Origin of the sequence: Streptomyces sp. NPDC002888 (assembly GCF_042888465.1) — a bacterium.
Classification (GTDB): Bacteria; Actinomycetota; Actinomycetes; order Streptomycetales; family Streptomycetaceae; genus Streptomyces.
In genome coordinates this window covers 106684-126625 of the sequence record NZ_JBIAPU010000033.1, presented here as the reverse complement: position 1 = coordinate 126625, position 19942 = coordinate 106684, and the positions used below count along the sequence as shown (strand labels likewise).

Below are 19942 nucleotides of genomic sequence, written 5' to 3'. Positions count from 1 at the left end.
CTTCAGGGACCCTAGGGAATTCATGGAGCGCAAGCAGGAACGACGGATTGAACGTTGATGGAACGGGAGAAGATCCGGCAGTCGTCAGGCCGCGGACCTGCCAGTGTGCCGCGCACCTTTTCGATGGCGGGATCGCTTTGAGCCGGGGCCGTAAGATGTCCGTAACCGCGAACGGACCGTCGATCGAGGCATTTGGATCAACGCAAAGGTAAGGCGTCGGTAAATCCAAGTGCATGAATCAGCCAGCAGTGAACCAGAATTGGGCAAAGCCCGAACGTGCGCTAATGCCCGGGATCGTCGAGGGCGCTGACGGCCGCGTCAGAGAGGGCTCCCGGCCGCATGGAACCTTGCATCCAGCGGACCTGTCCGTCGGGCAGGAGCAGCCCGACCCGGTGGGCCGTGGGGTCTTCGACCAGGACGATGCCGAAGCAGCCGGCCTCGTCGATGAGGGTGCGGGTGGTGTACCCGAGTCGGGCCAGTCTGGAGCGGTGCCGGCGTTCCCGGTGGGCGATCTCGTGCTTCTGGGCGGACGTCAGCTTGCGGGTCGGTCGGGGCTGCCGCTGGTCAGTCACTGTTGGTCTCCCGTGGTTCGGTGAAGGTGAGCCGGTCGAGGGTGCCTTCGTCGAGGAGGAGTCTCAAAGTGGCGATGTGCTCGAGGCCGCGGAGCTCGTCGGCGGTGACGTGGATGTGGACGGCAGGGCCGGGGCGCTGGGCCGACTGCTCGTTCAGCGCGTCACGCAACAGCTGAGATGCGGCTCGTGCGACGAGATCGGCGTGGCGGGGGCCGTCGTCCACGGGGCGTCCCTGGCCTATCAGACCGAGCAGGTAGTGGGACTTGGCGAGGTGGCCGAAGGCGGCGCTCAGCCCGCCGACCGTGGACTGGTCTGCGGCGTCGGCAGCGGTCTGCTCGGTGAGGGCAGAGACCGCTTCGCGGCGCCAGTGGTCAACCTGGTCGTCGAAGAGCGAGAACGACTCCGGAAGTCTTTCCGGGAGTGCTTCAGCGACTTGTCCGGCCGTGCGGGTGATCTCATCGCCGCCGAATGCCGGTGGTGCGGCAGGTACGGAGGTTCTGGCGACGGCGAACGGAATGGTGAGTTCGGCTTCCTGGATCTGGAAGACGGGAATGGGCAGGTCGCGGAGGATCTCGTGGTCGCTGAAGTCGGCGGCCAACTGGGCGGCGAACAAAGCCGCCCGAGTGCGGGCGATGGCCATCTCGGAGAGGATCGCCCCGGTGAGGTCGCCCAGCCGGATCATTGGACGTCTTCCGTCATCAGGCCGGTGAGGGCGGTCAGGAGGCGGTCGATGCCGTCGTTGGGTTCCTCGCCGGTGGCCACGAGACTGATTTCGAGATCGTAGGGGCGGGTGGTGTGGGTGCCGCCCTTGGTCTCGGCGCGGGCAGAGGGCGCCACGCGCAGGCCGGTGTTCCCGCGCAGGAACGGGTAGCGCTCCTGAAGGTGAGCGGGGATCTGCAGGCGCGGAGACACCTTGGTCCTCGTGACCGATTTCAAGGCCATGAGTACGTTGACGTTCAGCTTGTCGATATCCAGCCGGGGCAGGGAGAGCAGGGCGAGAAGCGGCAGGCGCAGCAGGGTGGGGAACCTGACGGGCTCGCCGTTGGCGTCCCGACCGTCCCGGACGTACTGGAACTCGACCATGCGCACTTCGCGCCCCTGGTCGTGGCTGTCGGTGAAGCCGACGTCCAGGATGAAGCCGACGAGCCCGAGCGAGGCTTGCTGCTGAGCCTCGGCGGCTGCGGTCAGCGGAGCCGACAGCAGCTCGTTCAGGGGCAGGGAGGCGAGATCGTTCTCCGAGGTCGCCATGGGTCAGGTCGGCTGCTCAGGCGGCGGCTGCTCTTGCTCGGTGATCAGCCCGGACAAAGTGTTGAGGAGTAGGTCCACTCCTCGGGGGGCTTCGGTGGAGCCGGCGTGCACGTGAACCTGGTAGGCATACTTGCGTTCGACACGGGACCCGGACGTGCTCGTACGTGTGTAGGACGTGCTCACCTTGAGATTCACCTTCCCGACCAGCCAGCCGTGTTTGACGCGGGCTTCGGCGTCGATCCCGAACTTGCTCGCCTTGTCCTGAGTCTCAACGGAGGAGAGTTCCACGTTGAGGCTGATGTCGACGGAATCCACCTCGAAGTACGGCAGGTCGATCAGCAGAATGAACGGGACGGTGAAGTTGATCGTCCTGGTCACGGTCTTGCCGTCCTCCGTGACGACCTCCTTCTTGTACGTGAACGTGACCACGCGCACCTGATCCGGATTCTTGTCCCCGGTGGTGTCTTCAAAGCCGATCTCCAGCAAGAATTCAGCGACATTCACCTGTGCGAGGTTGTGCGCTTCGACGGCCGCGACGAGCGGTCCGCCGATGACCTGCCCGAAATCTATGGAGCCCAATTCCTGGGCAAAGTTCGGAGTGACAGCCATGGCGACATCATCTCTTTTTCAACTAACCAGCTAAGATGAACTCGTGACTGTGAGTAAGTGAAATATCAATAAGGCTCTCCGAATATTATCTACCGACGGCGTCCCTTGTGCATCTGGAGGCGCAGCCATCGCTCGACGGGCCAGGGCAACCCAAACCGCCCCTCACGGGTCTAGCCCATGTGACACCTCATCAGGCTCCGCCGTGAGGAGACGGCGGGCTCACCGGTCCCGAGGGGAGATTCCATGCGCATCCGCCCTGCCGTCGCCGTTGTTTCTTGTGCGACCGCCTTTTCCGCTTCGATGATTCCGGCTGCCGCTCAGGCGGAGGGCCGGGCCGCGTCCAGCGACACGACGTTCTCGCACGTCGTCGTCAACGGTGGCAAGGACGTCGTGCTCGGTCTGACCACCAGGAAGACCATCACCATCACGTGGACAGCGACGGACCCGGACGGGGTCGTCGCGTCATGGCCCGCCGTGTGGCACGGTCCCAACACCGACGACGCCGACGGCATCCTGACGTCCTACCCGTCGGCGGGCACCTGCACCGTGTCGCCCACCGACCCCACCACCTCCACCTGCAAGCTGAGTTTCGGCGTGGACGCCGCACGGAGCTTCCGCCACAACGGCCTCGCCGGCGCCTGGAACGTGGCCATCGAAGCGCAGGACGCCAACGATGACTGGACGGCCATCGACGTCGTCGGCACGGCGCGGTTCAAGCGGTACGCCGAGGTGACGGTGAACGCCTCGCCCGAGCCGGTGCGCAAGGGCAGGACCATCACGGTCACCGGCAAGCTGACCCGCGCCAACTGGGACAGCCGCACCTACACCGGCTACCAGAACCGGTCCGTCCAGCTGCAGTTCCGCAAGAAGGGCAGCAGCACTTACACCACGCTGAAGACCATCACCAGCGGCAGCCACGGCACCCTGAAGACCACCACCAAGGCCAGGACCGACGGCTATTTCCGCTTCGTCTTCACGGGCACCGCCACCACCGGCCCGTCCACGGCAGCCGGTGACTTCGTCGACGTCAGGTGATGACGCCGGGCCGGACCGCGTCGGCTGCCTGACCGATGGTCAGTGCGGTCGGCGCAGTCCTGCGATGAGGAGTTCGACCAGTCGGCGTGCGTCGTAGTGGGGGTCGTTGTCCGCGCCGATGCAGAGGTTGCCAGTCGGCCGTCACTGCGTGCCGCGCAGCGCGGTCCACGTGTTGTGGCCGACGATGCCGTCGGCGGACAGCCCCTTGTCGGACTGGAAGCCGCGCACCGCGGACTCCGTCGCGGGGCCGAAGTCGCCGTCCACGTCGCCCACGGCATACCCGCGTTTCGACAGCATGCACTGCACCTGGAGCACGCGTTTGCCGCTGTCGCCCTCGCGGGTGCGGCCGTTGCCGGAGTAGTGGGTGCAGTCCGAGTTCCAGGGCGGGGTCGTGGGCTCGGGGGACTGGGTGCTCGGGTCCGGCGAAGGGGTGGTGGGCGGGGCACCTGGTTCGCTGGTGCGGGAGGAGGGGGACTCGCTTGTGCGGTCGTCGTCGGCGGCGTCCTGGACGGCGGAGTCGGAGACCTCGGGACGTGCGGCCGCGCCGTCCGCGTCGCCCGCCTTCCTGCCGGACGCGCCCTCGGCGGACGGCCCGTCCGAGGCCCTGGATGGTGTCGGTGCGAAGGGCGCGTCGCCGGGGGCGGAGGTCGCCGTACCGGGACCAGGAGGGTGGGCGGTGGCGGCGGAGTCCGGACGCGTGAGCACGAAGATCCCCGCGGCGACCAGACAGACGGCCGCAGCCACGACCGCGGCCCGCGCCGGCTTCCTCCGCGCCCACGCAAGGGCTCCCGACGGACGTAACGACTTCGCCGGTACGACGTCGGAGGCGGCTGCCGATGCGGCGGGGCGTCCGGCGTCGGAGGCGTCCGCCGGTGCCGCCGGGCGGTCGGTGTCGGAAGGGAGCGCCGGTGCCGCCGGGCGTCCGGCGTCGGAAGGGAGTGCCGATGCGGCGGGGCGTCCGGTGTCGGAAGGGAGCGCCGGCTCCGCCGGGCGGTCGGCGTCCCGGGACCGTAAGTGCGCGCTGCGTTCGAGGGGCAGGCGGTGCAACAGGTCGTACGCCTGTTGCCGGGACCGCACCCGGTCGCCCAGCGGATCGGGCCAGCCGGGGGTCGTCGCGGTGTGGGGCTCGGCCGTGGTGACGAGGTCCTGGGGGGTGGGGCGGTGGCCGGGGTCCTTGGACAGGCAGGCGGACAGGAGCGAGCCGAGTGCCGGGTCCGCCGCCGAGATCCGGGTGATCAGCGCGGGATTGGGGTCCTCGAACGCCACCCGGTGCATGACGTCGACGCCGGTGCCGTCGCCGAACGGGGCACGCCCGGTCGCCGCGTAGACCAGCGTCCCGGCGAGCGAGAACACGTCCGACGCCGTGTCGGAGTGGCCCGTCCGCAGGTGCTCCGGCGACATGTAGGCCGGGGTGCCCACGCGGTTGCCCGTCCCGGTGATCGCGCTCGCGTCCACGGCCCTGGAGATGCCGAAGTCGATCACGTGCGCGCCCCGGACGGACAGCAGCACGTTGGACGGCTTGAGGTCCCGGTGCACGATCTGGGCGGCGGAGAGGTCGGCGAGCGCCCGCCCCAGCTCCGCCGTCAGCCGCCAGACCGTGCCCGTCTCCAGCGCGCCGCCCTCCCGCACGGCCTCCGCCAGATCGAGCCCCGGAAGGTACTCGGTGGCCATCCACAGCAGTTCGTCCCGGAAACCCGTGCCGCACAGCCTCGGCGTGTACGGCGTACGGAGCCGGGCGTGCACCGACGCCTCCCTCTCGAACCGGCGCCGGAACCTGGCGTCGTCCGCGTACTCCGGCCTGATCACCTTCACCGCGACCAGGCCGGGACGGTCGTCCACGGGACGCGCCAGGTAGACCCGCCCCATGCCCCCGCTGCCGAGCAGGGCCAGCGGCACATAGGGGCCGACCTGCCCCGGATCACCGGGGCGCAGGGGTGAGGCGCCGGTCTGCCGCAGCGCCGCCTCACTCGTCGCCGAGCCCGGTGGCACCGGCCGCTGTGGTGACACGGATCCCCCGAAATGATGTTCGCCGTACGTCAGTTCGCCCCCCTCAAGAGAAGACGAGGCTAACTCAGCCGTGGCGCACGGTCAGGGTTTCAATCACTTCCGTCACAAGAAGCGTGGCGCGCGATGGCCCTGCGCAGGGCCGCGCGCACTTCCTCCGGGGGCGTCGGCCCGTCGACGCTTGCGGTGATCGCCTCGGCGACCGTGCGCAGCTTGGTGTTGGAGTGCTGCGAGGTCTCGCGCAGGATCTCCCAGGCCTGGTCGGAGGTGCAGGCGTGCAAGGCCATGAGGATCCCGCGGGCCTGGTCGATCACCGGGCGGGTACGGATCGCATGGCGCAGCTGTTCGATCTCCTCCTGCAGCACGGTCAGCCGCTCCGCGCGCTCCAGCGCCACCGGGGAGCGGGCGGGCGTCGGCTCGTCCGGCTCCCGCACCGGTTCCGGTCCCGACGGGACGGGGGCGCCGCGCAGCGGGTCGACGGTGTCCAGGCCGGTGAGCTCCAGGATGCGGCGCGGCTGGCCGCTCCAGCCGGACGTCGCCACCGGAACCCCGGTGCGCCGGCTGTAGTCCTCCAACAGCTCCAGGAACTGCAGCCCGGCCGTGTCCATGAACGTCACCCCGCTCATGTCGAACTCCACCCGGTGGACGTCGGCCGACAGCGCGGCCAGCGACTTGGCCAGGAGGTCCGCGCACCCGTGGACGAGTTCCCCCCGTGTGCCGAGCAGCGCGCGGCCCTCTTCCAGGTGTCCGTCGATGACCAGAGTGCTCGGCATTCCTCCCGCGAGAGATGGTGGTGCCACAGAAGTCATGTCCCCCTGCCTCTTCGGTCGCCGAGTCCTATGGGCGTAGCCTGCCTGTGGTCCAGCACGCCGTACGTGCGACTGCGTCTGCCCCGTGAGCGGTTCGCTACACCCGTTCGGTGCATGGAGGGGGCCGCAAGGGGGTAGGGCCCTGTTGATCAGGAGCATCGGGGAGACTGGTGTGGGTATCCGGTACGGAACACCGTCCGCGGCCGTCGACGCGGAACCGGGGTTGACCGTGTCTCCGCTGTCCGGGCGGCGGGGACTGCGGGCGGCGGGGGAGGTCGGCCTGGCCACGCGTGTGATCTGGGAACGCGCGTTGGATGAGGCGCTACGCGGGGACGAGGACGTGTACGAACTGGAACTGTCGGCCTTGACATTCGTCGATGTCGCCGGTGCCGGAGCTCTCGCAGACGCCGTCCGGCGTCTGGGGCCGGACCGGCGCATCGTGCTGCACGGGCCGCCACCCGCCCTGCGCCGGTCGCTGGAGCTGCTGTGGCCCGGCCTCGACGGGATCGAGGTGCCGGCGTCATGACAGCCGTGGCCGATCCCTTCGTGCATCCCGCGCTCTTCTACCGGGACGAGCAGGAGTATCTCGCGGGCACGGTGCCCTTCGTGCGCGAGGCCGTCGAGGCCGGGGAACCGGTGGCGGTGGCGGTACCCGGCGAAAACCTGCGGCTCATCCAGGACGGGCTCGGCGACGCCGCCGCGGCGGTGCGGTTCCTGGACATGCGCCAGGCGGGACGCAACCCCGGCCGGATCATCCCCGGGGTGCTGCGCGCGTTCGCCGACACCCAGCCGCCCGGCCTCCGCGTGCGGATCATCGGCGAGCCGATCTGGGCCGGCCGCACGGAGACCGAGTACCCCGCCTGCGTCCAGCACGAGGCGCTGATCAACGCGGCCTTCCAGGGCCGCGAGGTGACCATCCTCTGTCCCTACGACGTGCAGCGCCTCGACGAACAGGTCCTCACCGACGCCCTGGCCACCCACCCCACTCTCATCACCTCCGGCGCCCCGCTGGGACAGGCCAGCGGCGCCTACGACCCCGACGGCATCGTCAGCGGCTACAACCGGCCGCTGCCCCCCGCCCCGGACGTGATGACCCTGGCCTTCGACACCGTCACGCTCCCCGGAGCCCGGTACCACGCCACCGCCGAGGGCACCCGGCTCGGCCTCACGGGCACCCGGCTCGACGACCTGTCCCTCATCACCGCCGAGCTGACCACCAACAGCGTGGTGCACGGCGGCGGCGTGGGCGAGCTGCGGGTGTGGGCCGAGGACGGGTACGTGGTGTGCGAGGTGCGCGACGGAGGACGGCTGGAGGATCCGCTCGCCGGGCGCCGGCCCGCCCCGCACGAGCAGCGCGGCGGCCGCGGGCTGCTCCTGGTCAACCTCATCGCCGACCTCGTCCGCGTTCACACGGACGCCGCGGGCACGACGATCCGCGTGTTCCTGGCCCCCTGACCCCGCCGCAGAGGAGCCGGGCGCTCAGGTGGCCAGCGGGTCCAGCTTCAGCGGCCGGATCCTGCCCTCCAGCATGGCGCCCAGGCCCATCGCGGCGCACACGTCGGGGCGCTCGGCGATGTGCACCGGAATGCCGGTGGCCTGCCGCAGCATCTGGTCGAGGCCGGGCAGCAGCGCGCTGCCGCCCACCATCATGATCCCGCGGTCCACGAGGTCGGCCACGAGGTCGGGCGGGCAGTCCCGCAGCACCCGTCCGATGCCGTCGAGCACCGCGGTCAGCGGGGTCTCGATCGCGCCCCGCACCGCGGCGGTGTCCACCTGCACGGAACGCGCCAGACCGGTCGCGACGTCCCGTCCGTGGATCTCCGTGGAGGTCGGGCCCTGCGGAGTGAGCCCGTTGCCGGAGAGGGCGAGCTGGAGGGGCCGTACGGACTGGCTGGGGAGCATCAGCTCGTGCTCGTGGCGCAGATGCTGCACGATCGCGTGGTCCACGGCCTCACCGCCGACCGGGATGCGTTCCGCGGTCACGATCGAACCGAGGGACAGAACGGCCACCTGGGTGGCCGCCGCCCCGCACACCATGATCATCGTCGCCTCGGGCTGCTCCACGGGCAGCCCGCAGCCGACGGCGGCGGCGATGAGCGTGTCGACGAGCTCCACCCGGCGCGCACCGAGCCCGACCAGCGTCTCGATCGCGGCCCGCTGGGCCAGCGGGTCGGCGTCGTGCGGGGTGCACGCGGCGGCGCGCAGGAACGGCTTGCGGCGAAGCGAGCGGCGGACCTTGTCGCCGAGCAGATGACGCAGCATGCGCTGCGCCATCTCGATGTCGACGACCGTCCCGCCGGAGACGGGGCGGACCACGCGGATGTAGTCGGGGGTGCGCCCCGTCATCTTCTCCGCGAACTCGCCGACCGCGATCAGCGCGCCCGTACGGGTGTTCACGGCGGCGGCGGACGGCTGGTCGACGATGAGCCCCGCCCCCTTCACATACACCCGCGTCCTCGCGGCGCCCAGGTCGACGGCGAAGTGGCAGCGGCGCAGCTGCTCCAGACTGGCGGTCATTCCAGGTCCTCCCGAGTACGCAGGCCGAGGGGGCCGCCCGATGGCGGGCCTCCCTCGCATCGTGCGGGGGGTGCGGCCAAGGCCGCCTTCTGGAGGGGGCCGGGCGGGGCGCCGCTGAATGGGGGGTTTTGGAACGAGGGGCCGGCGTTCAAAGGGAGCGGGCTGCTTCGAGCACGGGTGCGAGGGACGGGACGGTGATGTCGCAGCCGGCCTCGCGCAGGCGTTGCTCGGACGTGGGATTGCGGGCGAGGCCGACGAAGCGGAGACCGGCCTGCTGGGCGGCGGTGAGTTCGGCGACCGTCGAGCCGATCACGACGCCCGTGGGGGCGGGCAGGCCGGGGGAGCGCAGGGCGCGCTGGAGGCAGTCGGGGTGGGGCATGAGCAGGCCGAGGTCCTCGCCGCGGCCGTGAACGCCGTCGAGGGGAAGACCGTAGGGCTCCAGATAGCGGTGCACGGCCTGCGGGCAGACGTCCGTGACGACGTGGACGGGGCGGCCCGAGTCGTGCAGGGCGCGCACGAGCGGCACCGAGTTGTGCGTGGTCGGCGCGTCGGGGACGGCCGCCAGTTCGAGCTCGTCGAGGCGTGCGCGCAGCAGGGGCCCGAGCCTGTCCTGGGCGAAGGCGCGCAGCACGTCCAGCGGGTGCGCGAACACCTCCCGGCCCGCCGCGTTCACCCGGGGCAGGGGGCGGCCCGTGAGCGCGTCGTCCGGGTCGCGGTGCTCGGCGACGAGGGCGAGCAGGTCGAGCACGGCCTCGCGCGCGGTCTGCGACGAGTACAGGCGGGTGAGGGGACCGTCGAAGCCGAGCAGCACGGTCTCGGCGTCGGCAAGCAGGCCGGACAACGGACGGGACGGCGGCGCCGTGAGCCGCGGCTCCGGCAGCGGCGCGCCCTCCGGCGCCAGCTGCACCGCGCACGCCACCGCCAGCCCCGGCACCGGCCACCTGCGCAGCCCCGAGTTCACCGCCCGCTGGGCCGCGCCCGCCCGGCGCAGCGGGTGGCGGCGGGTGATGCGGGCCGCCGACTCCAGCACATGGTCGAGCAGCCGCTCGGACACGCCCGTGCTCTCCGAGCGTACGAAGGCGACCGGATCCTCGACGTGCCACGACAGCTGGACCGCGGCGGCGAAGGCGCCCTTGCCGGAGCTCGGGAGGGACACCCGGTAGTGGGCCTGGTGCGTCGTCAGGTCGACCTCGTAGTACGTCGTCACCCGCGGCGGACGCTTCCCGTGCGGGTTCGCCGGGTTGAGCAGCGTCAGCGGACCGTCGGGCTGCGTGTGCACGACGGCCGTACGGCCGGGGGCGGGTATGCCGAGCTGACGGAGGTCGTGCGCGATGAAGGGACCCTTCACCAGGTCACGGGTCTCGGCTTCGGGCTGCGCGTGCGCCTGCGGCGGGGTGAGGGGGCAGTACCAGGCGAGGGGCGGGGTGTCGGGGGCGCTGCCTCGGTACAGGGGCTGGAAACGCTGGGAGCCCTGAGCGGCGGAGCTGTCCGCGAACTGCTCGTAGAGGGACGGAGGGACGACCACCAGGAGGTCGGCCGGGGGGATGGACGGCAGCTCGGTGAGCTGCTCCGAGAACGTCACCCGCAGTCCCGGCGGATCCGTGAGCCCCGAGAGGGCCTCCGGGAGGCCCCGCAGGACCGCCACCAGTACGGGCAACAGGTAGGTGCCGGGTTCGGTGACGACCTCGTAGCCGTCGCGGCGGACCCGCACCTCGTACTGCTGGGGGGTGAGGGCGCCGCGGGAGAGCATCTGGTGCACCGCGTACTCCAGGGTGATGCGGGCCTCGGGGCGCCCGGTCAGGTCGTCGGCCTCGAAGAGGATCGTGGCGCGCCGCTCGACGTCGTCCGCGACCGGCACCTGCCCGCCCGCGCCGGACCGCGGGTCGAGCTCGGCCAGGTCGGCGCGGAGGGCCAGGCAACGGGCCTGGAGCCGGGCGCGGGTGGCGTCGGCGGCGGGGCCCGGGACGCCGGACAGGGGATCGTCGTGCCACAGGTCCAGGGCGCGTCGGAGCTCATGACGCCGGGCTTGCGGGTCTTCCAGGCTCGCGGCGCGGTCGAGATGGGCCTCGAACTTCCGTACGTCGATGTCGTCGCCCGCCGCGTACAGCGCGTAGCCACCGGAGAGGGTGGCGAGGCTGCTGGGGCCGAGGCGTCGGGCGAGCAACGCCGCCAGGCTGTGAACGCGGTGGGCCGCCTCGTCCTCGGGGGGTGGCTGTTCCCAGATGCCCTGGGCCAGTTCGGCCAACGTCACGCGCTGTCCCGCCCTGAGGAGCAGCATGCTCAGCAGGGCGCGGGCCTCAGCGCTCGGGATCGTCACGGGAGGCTCGTCGGGGCGAGCGATGGTCAGCGGGCCGAACAGCCGGTAGTCCAGCGGGCCGTGATTCTGGGCGGCCGCGAGCTCCGTTTCGGTGTACCGGACCCGGTCCCCGCTCGCGACGGCCGCGCGCAGCGATTCGAACTCGCGCGGAACAGCAGCACGTTCTGCCAGTCCACGGACCACCTCGACGAAGGCCAGTTCGTCTTCCGCGGCATCCACGCGCAGGGACTGCTCGCCCAGGGCGAATCGGCTGAGGACCATCGTGCCGTCCGGCCGCAACAGCAGCCCCGCGACCCCCCACTGCCCCCGCACCAGGCCCACGGCGTGCAGAGTCTTCAGCGCCACCGCCCCCTGGCACGCCACCCGGGCCAGCACCCGCAGCGACACGCCCGGCCCGCTGCCGCGTTCCAGCTCGGTCAGCGTCACGCCGTCCTCGAACTCCACGACCAGATAGGGCTTGTGCCCCTCCATCCCGAAGTCCAGCACCCGCACGACATGCGGACTGACCACCTCGGCCAGCGCCCCCGCCTCCCGCAGGAACCGGTTCCGCGACTGCGCCTCCTGCTCCGGGTACAGGTGGACGACGACCCGTTGGCCGGTCCGCACATCCATGGCCGCCCACATCCGCCGCCCCGGCCCCCGGCGCCCGAACAGCCGGTACCGCCCGCCGACCAGTTCCTCCGACTCGTCCCCGCCCAGCCGCCGTACCGTATCCTCGCTGACCGTCGCGAACGCGGCGCCGCCCGGAGCGCCGTCCCTGCCTCGCTCCGCTTGGAACTCCCCCGCCGCGATCCCCGCCCGGTCGTCGATCAGCGCGCCCACCTCCGCCAGGAACTCGCGGGTCCGGCCGCGGGCGGAGCGAGGGAGGGTGCGCAGGAGGAGGTCGCGTACACCGGGGCGGAAGTCGTAGGAGCCCGGGGGACCGGGGGCGGTCGTCAGCATGCCGCTGAGGATGACCTCGGCGAGGTGCTGCGGGCGCGGTTCGCGGTGCACCGTGCGCTGGACGAGGCGCATCACCGGCACGGAGGGCACGGCGAGCGCGAGGTGGCCGGCGAGGCGGAAGGCCTCCGGGGACGCGGTCGCGCGGAAGCGCAGGACCAGGTCCTCCGGCGTGGAGGAGGTGACGGCGGGGGCCGGTTCGGTGGGGGCCGGGGGAGCCGTGGGCAGCCACGCCACGGCGCCCGGCATACGGCGACCGCCCAGGTCGGCGAGCAACGCGGCCCAGTTGGCGATCCAGGGGGCGCCCGGTTCCAGGACGGGGAGGGGGACGGCCGAGGCGGGCGGGGGCGGGGTGTCGGGGTCGTACGGGGTGAAGGCGAGCGTGGACGAGGGGGCCGCCGCGGCCGGCGGGGTGAGCAGTCCCGGCTCGGCGGGCAGGGCGGTCGTCGGCCACAGGTGTTCCGGCAGCGGCTGGAGCACGGCCACCGGCATGCGGTCCGCCCAGCGGCGCAGGGTGGCGTACCAGCGTTCACCCGCCGGTCCCGGGCGCCACTGCGGGCCCATGCAGTCGCTGACGAGGAGGGTGACGGTACGGCCGTCGTCGGGGGCGGGGACGTGGCGGGCCCGGCCGTCGGGTCCCGCCGGGTGCAGGGTGACCGTGCGGAAGATGCCCGACTGGGCGAGGACGGTGTGCAGTTCGCGGACCAGGGGGCGCCAGACCGGCATGGTGGGGCCCGCGTCGTGCACGAGATTGAGGTGCAGCCAGCGGTCGGGGGCCGGGCGCAGGACGGGCAGCCAGACGTCGGGGTGGGCACCGAGGCGGGCGATGCGGTCGGCCGTCGCCCGCTCGTCCAGAACCCGCGCACGCGGCGCGGGCACCTTCCGCTTCAGCGGCCGCAACGCCCGCTGCAACGCCAGGGGGTGGGGCAGCATCGGCGGCGCGGGGGCAAGCAGCGCAGGCCCGCCGCCGGTCCCCTCCGAGGGCTGTACGGGCGCGGGCAGGTGAAGCGGGACACGGCCGTCCGAGTGCGGGGCGGTGGTGGGGGGTGCGGGGTCCTGCGCGGGTGGCCCGGAGGGGGGCGGTACGGCGGTGGGGGCGTCGGCGAGGGCCGGAGGGGCGGCGGTGCCGGGCTCACCCACGCCGTTGTCGACCACCGGGACTTCGTCTGAGAAATCGCCCCCCAACTGGCCCGCCAGCCACAGCAGTTCCGCGACCTCCAGCGGGGTCGGCCCGGTCGGCGAACCCGCCTCACCCGCCGCGGCCGCGGCGATCACGGAGGCCAACCGCGCGACGGCGGAGGGCTCAGCCCCGTGCTGTCCCTGCCCTCCGCGGCTCTCGCCCTCCTCGCTTCCCTCCTCAGAAGCCATCGCCGTCCGCCGTCGTGTTCAGGTACGGCATCAGCTGTTCCGCGAGTTCGTCGTGGGAGTCGGCTTCGAGGCCGGCGATGCCGGTGAGGTAGATGGCGTTGAGGAGTTGGTCGGTGGCGAGTTCACCCGTACCGGCGCGTTCGAGGAAGCGGGTGATGAGGTGGTCGGCGCGGCCCTCGGGGGTGCCGAGGTGGGCGCGGACGATCTCGGTGAGCTGGTGGCGGTCGGGGCGGCGCAGCCGGAGGCGGACACAGCGGCGCAGGAAGGCGGGCGGGAACTCGCGTTCGCCGTTGCTGGTGAGGACGACGAAGGGGAAGGCACGGCAGCGGACCCGGCCCCGGGTGATGGGCACGGGGGTGTCGGTGCCGTCGGCCAAAACCTTTGCCGTGCCACCGCCACCGCCACCGCCATCACCATCGTCACCGCCGCCGGTGGTGTGGCGGGCGGCGCGGACCAGCTCCGGGATCTCGTACTGGCCCTCCTCCAGCACGTTCAGCAGGTCGTTGGGCAGGTCGAGGTCGCTCTTGTCGATCTCGTCGACGAGGAGGGCGCGGGGCCGCTCGTAGGGGAGCAGGGCCGTGCCCAACGGGCCCAGGCGCAGGTGGTCCTCGACGCCCTCCGTACTCGCGCGCGGTCCGTCGTACCCGGCCGCCGCCTGGCGCGCCGCGTACAACCGGGACAGCGGGTCGTACTGGTAGAGGCCGTCGGCGAGGGCGCTGCGGCTGGTGATGTTCCAGCGCAGGACCGGGCCGAGCCGCAGCTCGCGCGCCACCGCGTACGCCAGCGACGACTTGCCGGTGCCGGGCGGGCCGGTGACGAGGAGCGGGCGGCGCAGGGTGAGCGCGGCGTTGACGAGTTGGACGCTCTCCGGGGTGGCGACGTACGTCCTGGCGCGGTGCACGCGGTCGGGGGAGATCGCCGTCTCGTCGTCGGTGTCGCGGGGCGGGGGCAGGACGGGCTCGCCGTCGAAGGCGCGCCACGGGGGCGGTGCGGGCAGCCGTTCGATGCCGTCGTGCGGCTCGCTCTTCCCGGTGTAGACGGACCAGTGGGGCATGGGGTGGTCTCCGGTCTCCGTTCTGCGGCGTGTCGGCGGCGTCGTCGTGGCGTTCGTGCGGTGCGTGGTCAGGCCACGGGTGACTGGACGTGGGCGGCCGCGGTGGCGTGCGGGTCGGTGAAGACGCGCGGGTCGTCCCACAGCAGCTGGATGTCCCGGGCCCAGTGGCCGTCCTCCGCGTCGGCCTCCTCACGCAACGCGAGGATGTGCCGGGGGAGTTCGGCGGGCGGCACCTGGGAGACGCAGGCGTCCAGCTCGTCCAGGAAGGCCTTGCCGGTGCAGCCGTCGGTGCCCCCGCAGTCGTCCTCGCCGGCGACGCAGCCGCTGCGCGACCACACGATCACCGGCGCCGGCGCGCTGAGCGAGGTGTCGAAGTGGGGGCGGGTGCGGGTCGCCGCCGGGGCGGTGGCGAAGCCCGCGAGACAGGCGTCGGGCTTGCGCAGCCGCACCCGCAGCCTGCCGGGCTCCTCGGGGCTGCCGCAGTCGACGCGCTGCAGCCGGGCGCCGGGGAAGGAGTCGAGCCGGTTCCAGGCACGGGTCAGGACGTGCCGTGTGCTGGCCTTGCGGCGGGCGTGGTCGGTGACGACGAGCGGATAGACGCAGCCGAGCGGGGTGTCGTCGTCGGGGGCGCTCTCCCAGCGGTCGACCGGCCAGTCCAGCCAGTCGCGGGGCAGCGCGAACGCGATCAACTCGTCCGCGCCGGGCGTCAGATACCGGAACGCGGCCTCGATGCTGTCCTGGACGTACGCGCGCAGCCGCCCCTGCGGGACGGTGTCCGAGTCGACCGGATGTCTGCGCCCCTGGCTGTACGCCGACACCTCGACGCGGACCAGGCCGTCGCCGGCGCCGCTGTGCTTGAGCTCGACGAGGATGGGCGCCCACTCGGGTGCGGGCGTCTCCGGCTCGCGGGTCCGGAGTAACGCCTCCAGCCGGTCGGTGAGCCGGGCCAGCGTCTCCACGGCGCCCGGGCCGTCGAGTTCGCACAGCACGAACAGCGCCGCCGACCACAGCGAGTCGAACCCCTCCTCAGGGGGATCGGGATCGAACGGGCCGGCCGCGGCCGTGTAGAGCCGCACCGGATCGCAGTCCACGCCCGCGCGGACCGCCCGCTCGACCAGCGCGCGCAGGCGGGTGCGGTCGGCGGTGCGGTGGTCGGAGGTCGGGACCAGGCTCTCGAGGTCGGGCCAGTACTGGGCCATGACCTGCGTGGGCATCATCCGTCCGTTGCGCACACCCCGGGCGCCGGCCGCCGCCGTGACCATGCCGACGACCTCGCCGGTGTCGACCAGGGTGACCGCGGCGCCGCTGAACCCGGGGGCCAGCGGCTGCCCGTCCGGCTGCCACGCCTCCAGCTGGAGCCACTCCCGGCTGATCAACTGCGGTGCGGTGATGCGGTACTCGGCGAGCGTGCCCTCGTCGAAGCCGGCCGGGAACCCGTACACGACCAGCTTGCGGGGTGCCGTGCCGTGCGCTCCGTCCACGGGGGCCAGCGCGGCCGGGGCGATCGCGACCTCCCGCTCCAACTCCAGCACGGCCACGTCACCGAGGTCGGTGGCGCCGCCGCCCCAGCCCCCGTCGGCCACCACCCGTGCCCGTACGGCGGGCAGGCCCGGGCGCTCCGTGAAGGTCACCGTCAGCCCGTCCCTCGCGCCGTCCCGCACCACATGGGCGCAGGTCAGCACCTTGCTCGGGGTCACCAGGAAGCCCGCCCCGGCCACCTTGCCCCCGCACTCGATCCGGGCGTGCCACTCGGCGCTGTTCATGTGGACGGGCCGGCCTCCGGGGTGGACGGGGACTGCGGGGTGGACGGGGACTGTGGGCCGGACGAGGACTGCGGGCCGGACGGCGACCAGGTCAGCCGGACCACGAGATGGCCCTCCGCGGTCCCCTTGGCGATGATCGCGCCCGTCTCGGCGGCCAGCTTCACCCCGAACTCGATCTCGACGCCGTCCGGCCGTAGCGAGCCGTCCCGGAAGACCCGCAGCGCCGACTCGGCCGCGGCACGCACCCCGTCCAGTGCGCCTTCGAAGGTGCGGGCCGCCTGGACCGTACCGTCACCGCGGGCCACCAGACGGGAGCCGTACTGCTCCTCGACGGCCTCGACGGCGACCACGGCACCGTCGCCCGTCCTGAACTCCACCACGCCTTCCATGAGTCCCCCGTCGTGCGGCTGCGTTGTGCACCTTCATTGTTACGGAAGGTACTTGAGGTTGTCCCCGTTTACCCAGTCCATAACCGCTCCCGTCGGCGGGACACGCCCCTACGCGGGCGGTGGGAGGGGAGCGCCGCCGGCTATGGGCGCGATACCGCGGACGACGCCCAGTTCCACCAAGTCCTGTGGCCGCACCCGGAGTTGATCGGCCGTCTGCTCGACCTCCTCCGGGGTGCGCTTCAGGATCGCGGCCGCGAGCTCCGGTGCGATGACCGAGAAGTAACTGTCCGGCGTGGCCCAGGTGTTGCCGGGCGCGGCCAGCGCCAGCGCGCCGCCGGAGCCGCCCTCGCCGATCACCAGCGTGGTGACCGGCGTGCGCGCGGCGGCCACCGCGCCGAACAGGTCCGCGATCGCCGCGCCCGCCCCCTGCCGTTCCGCCTCCGCGTCGTTGGCCGCGCCGGGCGTGTCCACCAACGTCAGCACGGGAATCCCGAGCCGGTCCGCGAGCCGGATCAGCCGGGCCGCCGTGCGGTAGCCCGCCGGGCGGGTCGCCGCCCCCGTCTGCGCGGCATACGCGACCGTACGCCCCGCGTGCTCACCGAAACCGCACAGCATGCCCTCGGGGTCGGCGCCGCCGCAGCGGTCGCCGGAGAGGGGGACACGGTGCGTGAAGTAGGCGTCCAAGTAACTCTCGGCGCGGGGGCGCTGCGGGGAACGGGCGCGCTGGACTGCGTCCCACCCGGAGAGGGGGAGGTCGGCTACGCCGAGGGCAGGGGGGAGGGGGGCGGGCTCGGGCATGGGCGGCGTGGTGGTCGCGTCCTGGACGCTGGGAGGCGGGGCGGCGGCGACCGCGTCCTCGCCGGTGGCGTCCTGGTCGGCGGTGGTGGGCCGACCGGTGGTGGCGGGCCGATCGGTGGTGTCGGGCCGACCGGATGCCGCGGTGGGCGAGCTGGATGCCGCCGGGGTGCCAGGGCGTGGGGTGCCCGGCGTCGAGGCGTCCGGCAGTGGAGTGTCGGGCGTCGAGGTGTCCGTCAGCGGGGTGTCCGTCAGCGGGGTGCCAGGCGTCGGGGTGCCAGGCGTCGGGGTGCCAGCGCGTGGCGTGCCCGGCGTAGGCGCGCCCGGCAATGGGGTGCCCGGCCCAGACGCGCCCGCCAGTCGCGTGCCCGGCGTTGAGGTGCCCGTCGGTGGAGTCCGCCCCGTCACCCCGCCCGTCAGGAGCCGAAGCCACCGCCCCAGTAGCTCCCGCAGCTCCTCCGGGCGGACCACCGCGTCCGCCGACCCCGCCGCGACCTGGGACTCCGCCGTGTAGGCGGTGGGGTCGGCGCCCGGTGGGCGTACGCGGGAGCCGGCGAAGCCCACCTGGGCGGTGGGGAGGGCGAGGATCACGTCGGCGCCCGCGCCCAGGGTGGCCCAGCCGCCGCCCGTCGTGGGGTCGCGCAGGACGGCGATCTGGGGCAGCCCGGCCTCCCGGGTGAGCGCGGACTGCCGGGCCACGCGCTGGAGTTGGGTGAGGGCGAGCATGCCCTCCTGCATCCGGCTGCCGCCCGTGGCCACCAGCGGGACGACCGGGAGACGGTGAGCGCGGGCGTGCGTGTACGCCGACTCCAGCCGGTCGCCGGTACGTTCGCCCAGCGAGCCGCCCAGGAAGCCGAACTCGAACGCGATCAGCACGGCCCGCGTGCCCTCGACGCTCGCGGTGCCGCAGACGATGGACTCCTTTTCACCGGTGCGCTCGGCCGCGCGGGCGCGCGAGGCGTCGTAGCCCTGCCAGCCGAGCGGACCGTCGGGCCCGGACTGCCGCTCGGGGTGAGGGAGTTCCTCGAAGTGGTCGCTGACGAGGGCGATGGCTTCGCGTGCGGTGAGGCGGACGCTCATGACGGCAGCGCCCGCTTCATGATCTTCCCCATGTCGTTGCGCGGCAGCGCGTCGAGGTACCGGACCACTCGCGGCCGCTTGTGCGGCGCGAGCCGGCTCGCCACATGGTCGGCCAACTCCTCGGCATCGGGCGGGGACTGAGGATCCGTCGGGACGATCCAGGCGACGATCCGCTCGCCCAGGTCGGCGTCCGGCTCCCCGGTGACGGCGGCCTCGCGCACCCCCGGGTGTTCGAGGAGCGCGTTCTCGATCTCCCCGGCCCCGATCTTGTAACCGCCGCTCTTGATCAGGTCGGTGGCCTTCCGGCCGACGATCCGGACGTAGCCGTCGGGGTCACGCACCGCCATGTCGCCGGTGCGGAACCAGCCGTCCGCGGTGAAGGCCTCGGCCGTGGCGTCGGGCCGGTTGAGGTACTCGGTGAACAGGTTGGGCCCTCGCACCTGGATCTCGCCCACCGTCTCACCGTCGTACGACGCCACCGCCGAGCCGTCCTCCTCCACCAGCCGCACCTCCACGCCCGGCAACGGCACGCCGACCGTGCCCGCACGGGCCTCCCCGTCGGCCCGCACGCTGGTGTTCATCAGCGTCTCCGTCATGCCGTACCGCTCGATCACGCGGCGCCCGGTCGCGGCCGCGATGCGTTCGTGGTCGTGCACGGGCAGCGCGGCCGAGCCGGAGACCAGCAGCCGGGCCCCGGCGAGCGCCTTGACCAGCTCGGGTTCGGCGGACAGGGACTCGGCGATGCGGTGGTACATCGTCGGCACGCCGAACAGCATGGTCGCGCCGTCGTTCAGCTCACGGGCCACGCCCTCGGTCGTGAACCGGCCCAGGTGCCGCACAGCTCCGCCGCGCCGCAGCGGGCCCAGGATGCCCAGGACCAGCCCGTGCACATGGAACAGCGGCAGCCCGTGCACCAGCACGTCGTCGCCGGTCCACCGCCAGGCGTCGGCGAGCGCGTCGAGGGTCGTGGCGATGGCACGACGGGGGATGACGGCACCCTTGGGCGGGCCGGTCGTACCGGAGGTGTAGACGACGAGGGCGGGGTCCTCGTCACCGGCCGACGGCTCGGGGGCCGGGCTCCCGGTGCCGTGCACGTCGACGTCGACGCGCACCAAGTCCCGGAGTGGCGCCGGGAGTTCCACGCCGGCCTCGGCCAGCACCGCCGTCGGGGCGCTGTCGGACAGGATGTGCCCGAGCTCCTTCTCCCCGGACTTCGGGTTGAGCGGTACGGCGGCCACACCGGCCTCGAGCGCCGCCACCACCGCGACGGCGGTCTCCAGGGTCGGCGTCGCCCAGACGGCGACCCGCCCGCCGCCCGCGATCCGGTCCGCCAGCGCGCCGGCCGCGGCGGCCAGCTCCGCGTACGTCAGGGACCGGGCGCCGAACCGCAGGGCGACCCGCCCCGCCGGACCGCCCGTGAGGGCCGGGAAAAGTGAGGACACG

General features: G+C 72.8%; 16 protein-coding genes and 1 pseudogene. 3 read left to right on the top strand and 14 right to left on the bottom strand.

The window, feature by feature from the left end; genetic code table 11:
- Positions 1 to 281: 281 nt before the first annotated feature.
- Genes ACFYWX_RS39350 through ACFYWX_RS39335 form a run of 4 tightly spaced genes read right to left on the bottom strand, consistent with a single transcriptional unit; the run spans position 282 to position 2429 of the window.
- A complete protein-coding gene (locus ACFYWX_RS39350; RefSeq protein WP_389429841.1) occupies positions 282 to 572 on the bottom strand; it encodes a hypothetical protein in 291 nt (96 codons plus the stop codon).
- Positions 565 to 1254 (bottom strand): hypothetical protein, encoded by a 690-nt coding sequence (locus ACFYWX_RS39345; RefSeq protein ID WP_389429839.1) that lies wholly within the window; start codon positions 1252 to 1254, stop codon positions 565 to 567. The genes ACFYWX_RS39350 and ACFYWX_RS39345 overlap by 8 nt, the downstream gene beginning before the upstream one ends.
- A complete protein-coding gene (locus tag ACFYWX_RS39340) occupies positions 1251 to 1820 on the bottom strand; it encodes a DUF2589 domain-containing protein (protein ID WP_389429837.1) in 570 nt (189 codons plus the stop codon). Before ACFYWX_RS39340 ends, ACFYWX_RS39345 begins: the two co-directional genes overlap by 4 nt.
- Before the next feature lie 3 nt (positions 1821 to 1823).
- Positions 1824 to 2429, bottom strand: a complete 606-nt coding sequence (locus tag ACFYWX_RS39335; protein WP_389429836.1) for a DUF2589 domain-containing protein — start codon at positions 2427 to 2429, stop codon at positions 1824 to 1826.
- 243 nt (positions 2430 to 2672) lie between these two features.
- Between ACFYWX_RS39335 and ACFYWX_RS39330 the strand changes: the two genes are divergently transcribed.
- Complete coding sequence (locus tag ACFYWX_RS39330; RefSeq protein WP_389429835.1) at positions 2673 to 3464, top strand: hypothetical protein; 792 nt, start codon at positions 2673 to 2675, stop codon at positions 3462 to 3464.
- A gap of 39 nt (positions 3465 to 3503) precedes the next feature.
- On the opposite strand, the pseudogene ACFYWX_RS39325 reads toward ACFYWX_RS39330, so the two are convergent.
- The 3 genes and pseudogenes from ACFYWX_RS39325 to ACFYWX_RS39315 all read right to left on the bottom strand — a co-directional run.
- Positions 3504 to 3605, bottom strand: a pseudogene (locus ACFYWX_RS39325) (TetR family transcriptional regulator); the annotation flags it as partial.
- Positions 3606 to 5471: a protein kinase gene (locus ACFYWX_RS39320; RefSeq protein ID WP_389429834.1), complete on the bottom strand. Its 1866-nt coding sequence runs from the start codon at positions 5469 to 5471 to the stop codon at positions 3606 to 3608.
- Positions 5472 to 5560: 89 nt separating this feature from the next.
- Positions 5561 to 6241 (bottom strand): ANTAR domain-containing protein, encoded by a 681-nt coding sequence (locus tag ACFYWX_RS39315; RefSeq protein ID WP_389429833.1) that lies wholly within the window; start codon positions 6239 to 6241, stop codon positions 5561 to 5563.
- A 208-nt stretch (positions 6242 to 6449) separates the two neighbouring features.
- Between ACFYWX_RS39315 and ACFYWX_RS39310 the strand changes: the two genes are divergently transcribed.
- Positions 6450 to 6803, top strand: coding sequence for an STAS domain-containing protein (locus tag ACFYWX_RS39310; protein ID WP_389429832.1), 354 nt, complete (start codon positions 6450 to 6452; stop codon positions 6801 to 6803).
- Positions 6800 to 7732, top strand: a complete 933-nt coding sequence (locus tag ACFYWX_RS39305) for an anti-sigma factor RsbA family regulatory protein (RefSeq protein WP_389429831.1) — start codon at positions 6800 to 6802, stop codon at positions 7730 to 7732. Before ACFYWX_RS39310 ends, ACFYWX_RS39305 begins: the two co-directional genes overlap by 4 nt.
- A 24-nt stretch (positions 7733 to 7756) precedes the next feature.
- Here ACFYWX_RS39305 and ACFYWX_RS39300 read toward each other — a convergent pair whose 3' ends face one another.
- From ACFYWX_RS39300 to ACFYWX_RS39270, 7 genes are all read right to left on the bottom strand, one after another.
- A complete protein-coding gene (locus ACFYWX_RS39300; RefSeq protein ID WP_389429830.1) occupies positions 7757 to 8794 on the bottom strand; it encodes a rod shape-determining protein in 1038 nt (345 codons plus the stop codon).
- A gap of 148 nt (positions 8795 to 8942) precedes the next feature.
- A complete protein-coding gene (locus tag ACFYWX_RS39295; protein ID WP_389429829.1) occupies positions 8943 to 13418 on the bottom strand; it encodes an SAV_2336 N-terminal domain-related protein in 4476 nt (1491 codons plus the stop codon).
- Entirely contained in the window at positions 13408 to 14472 is a 1065-nt protein-coding gene (locus ACFYWX_RS39290; RefSeq protein WP_389429828.1) for an AAA family ATPase, read from the bottom strand. The genes ACFYWX_RS39295 and ACFYWX_RS39290 overlap by 11 nt, the downstream gene beginning before the upstream one ends.
- A gap of 68 nt (positions 14473 to 14540) precedes the next feature.
- Positions 14541 to 16235 (bottom strand): trypsin-like peptidase domain-containing protein, encoded by a 1695-nt coding sequence (locus ACFYWX_RS39285; RefSeq protein ID WP_389429827.1) that lies wholly within the window; start codon positions 16233 to 16235, stop codon positions 14541 to 14543.
- Entirely contained in the window at positions 16232 to 16612 is a 381-nt protein-coding gene (locus ACFYWX_RS39280; RefSeq protein ID WP_389429826.1) for a CU044_2847 family protein, read from the bottom strand. Before ACFYWX_RS39280 ends, ACFYWX_RS39285 begins: the two co-directional genes overlap by 4 nt.
- Before the next feature lie 120 nt (positions 16613 to 16732).
- Positions 16733 to 18499: a carboxyl transferase domain-containing protein gene (locus tag ACFYWX_RS39275; RefSeq protein ID WP_389429824.1), complete on the bottom strand. Its 1767-nt coding sequence runs from the start codon at positions 18497 to 18499 to the stop codon at positions 16733 to 16735.
- Positions 18496 to 19941 carry an acyl-CoA synthetase gene (locus ACFYWX_RS39270; protein WP_389429823.1) on the bottom strand — a complete coding sequence of 482 codons (1446 nt, stop codon included), beginning with the start codon at positions 19939 to 19941 and terminating at the stop codon, positions 18496 to 18498. The genes ACFYWX_RS39275 and ACFYWX_RS39270 overlap by 4 nt, the downstream gene beginning before the upstream one ends.
- Between the last annotated feature and the right edge of the window lies 1 nt (position 19942).

Excerpts from the sequence above, each read along its gene's own strand:
- ACFYWX_RS39295 (WP_389429829.1), bottom strand. The coding sequence starts at position 13,418 with ATGGCTTCTGAGGAGGGAAGCGAGGAGGGCGAGAGCCGCGGAGGGCAG.
- ACFYWX_RS39315 (WP_389429833.1), bottom strand. The coding sequence starts at position 6,241 with ATGCCGAGCACTCTGGTCATCGACGGACACCTGGAAGAGGGCCGCGCG.
- ACFYWX_RS39300 (WP_389429830.1), bottom strand. The coding sequence starts at position 8,794 with ATGACCGCCAGTCTGGAGCAGCTGCGCCGCTGCCACTTCGCCGTCGAC.
- ACFYWX_RS39275 (WP_389429824.1), bottom strand. The coding sequence starts at position 18,499 with ATGAGCGTCCGCCTCACCGCACGCGAAGCCATCGCCCTCGTCAGCGAC.
- ACFYWX_RS39290 (WP_389429828.1), bottom strand. The coding sequence starts at position 14,472 with ATGCCCCACTGGTCCGTCTACACCGGGAAGAGCGAGCCGCACGACGGC.
- ACFYWX_RS39330 (WP_389429835.1), top strand. The coding sequence starts at position 2,673 with ATGCGCATCCGCCCTGCCGTCGCCGTTGTTTCTTGTGCGACCGCCTTT.
- ACFYWX_RS39305 (WP_389429831.1), top strand. The coding sequence starts at position 6,800 with ATGACAGCCGTGGCCGATCCCTTCGTGCATCCCGCGCTCTTCTACCGG.
- ACFYWX_RS39340 (WP_389429837.1), bottom strand. The coding sequence starts at position 1,820 with ATGGCGACCTCGGAGAACGATCTCGCCTCCCTGCCCCTGAACGAGCTG.
- ACFYWX_RS39345 (WP_389429839.1), bottom strand. The coding sequence starts at position 1,254 with ATGATCCGGCTGGGCGACCTCACCGGGGCGATCCTCTCCGAGATGGCC.
- ACFYWX_RS39335 (WP_389429836.1), bottom strand. The coding sequence starts at position 2,429 with ATGGCTGTCACTCCGAACTTTGCCCAGGAATTGGGCTCCATAGATTTC.
- ACFYWX_RS39285 (WP_389429827.1), bottom strand. The coding sequence starts at position 16,235 with ATGAACAGCGCCGAGTGGCACGCCCGGATCGAGTGCGGGGGCAAGGTG.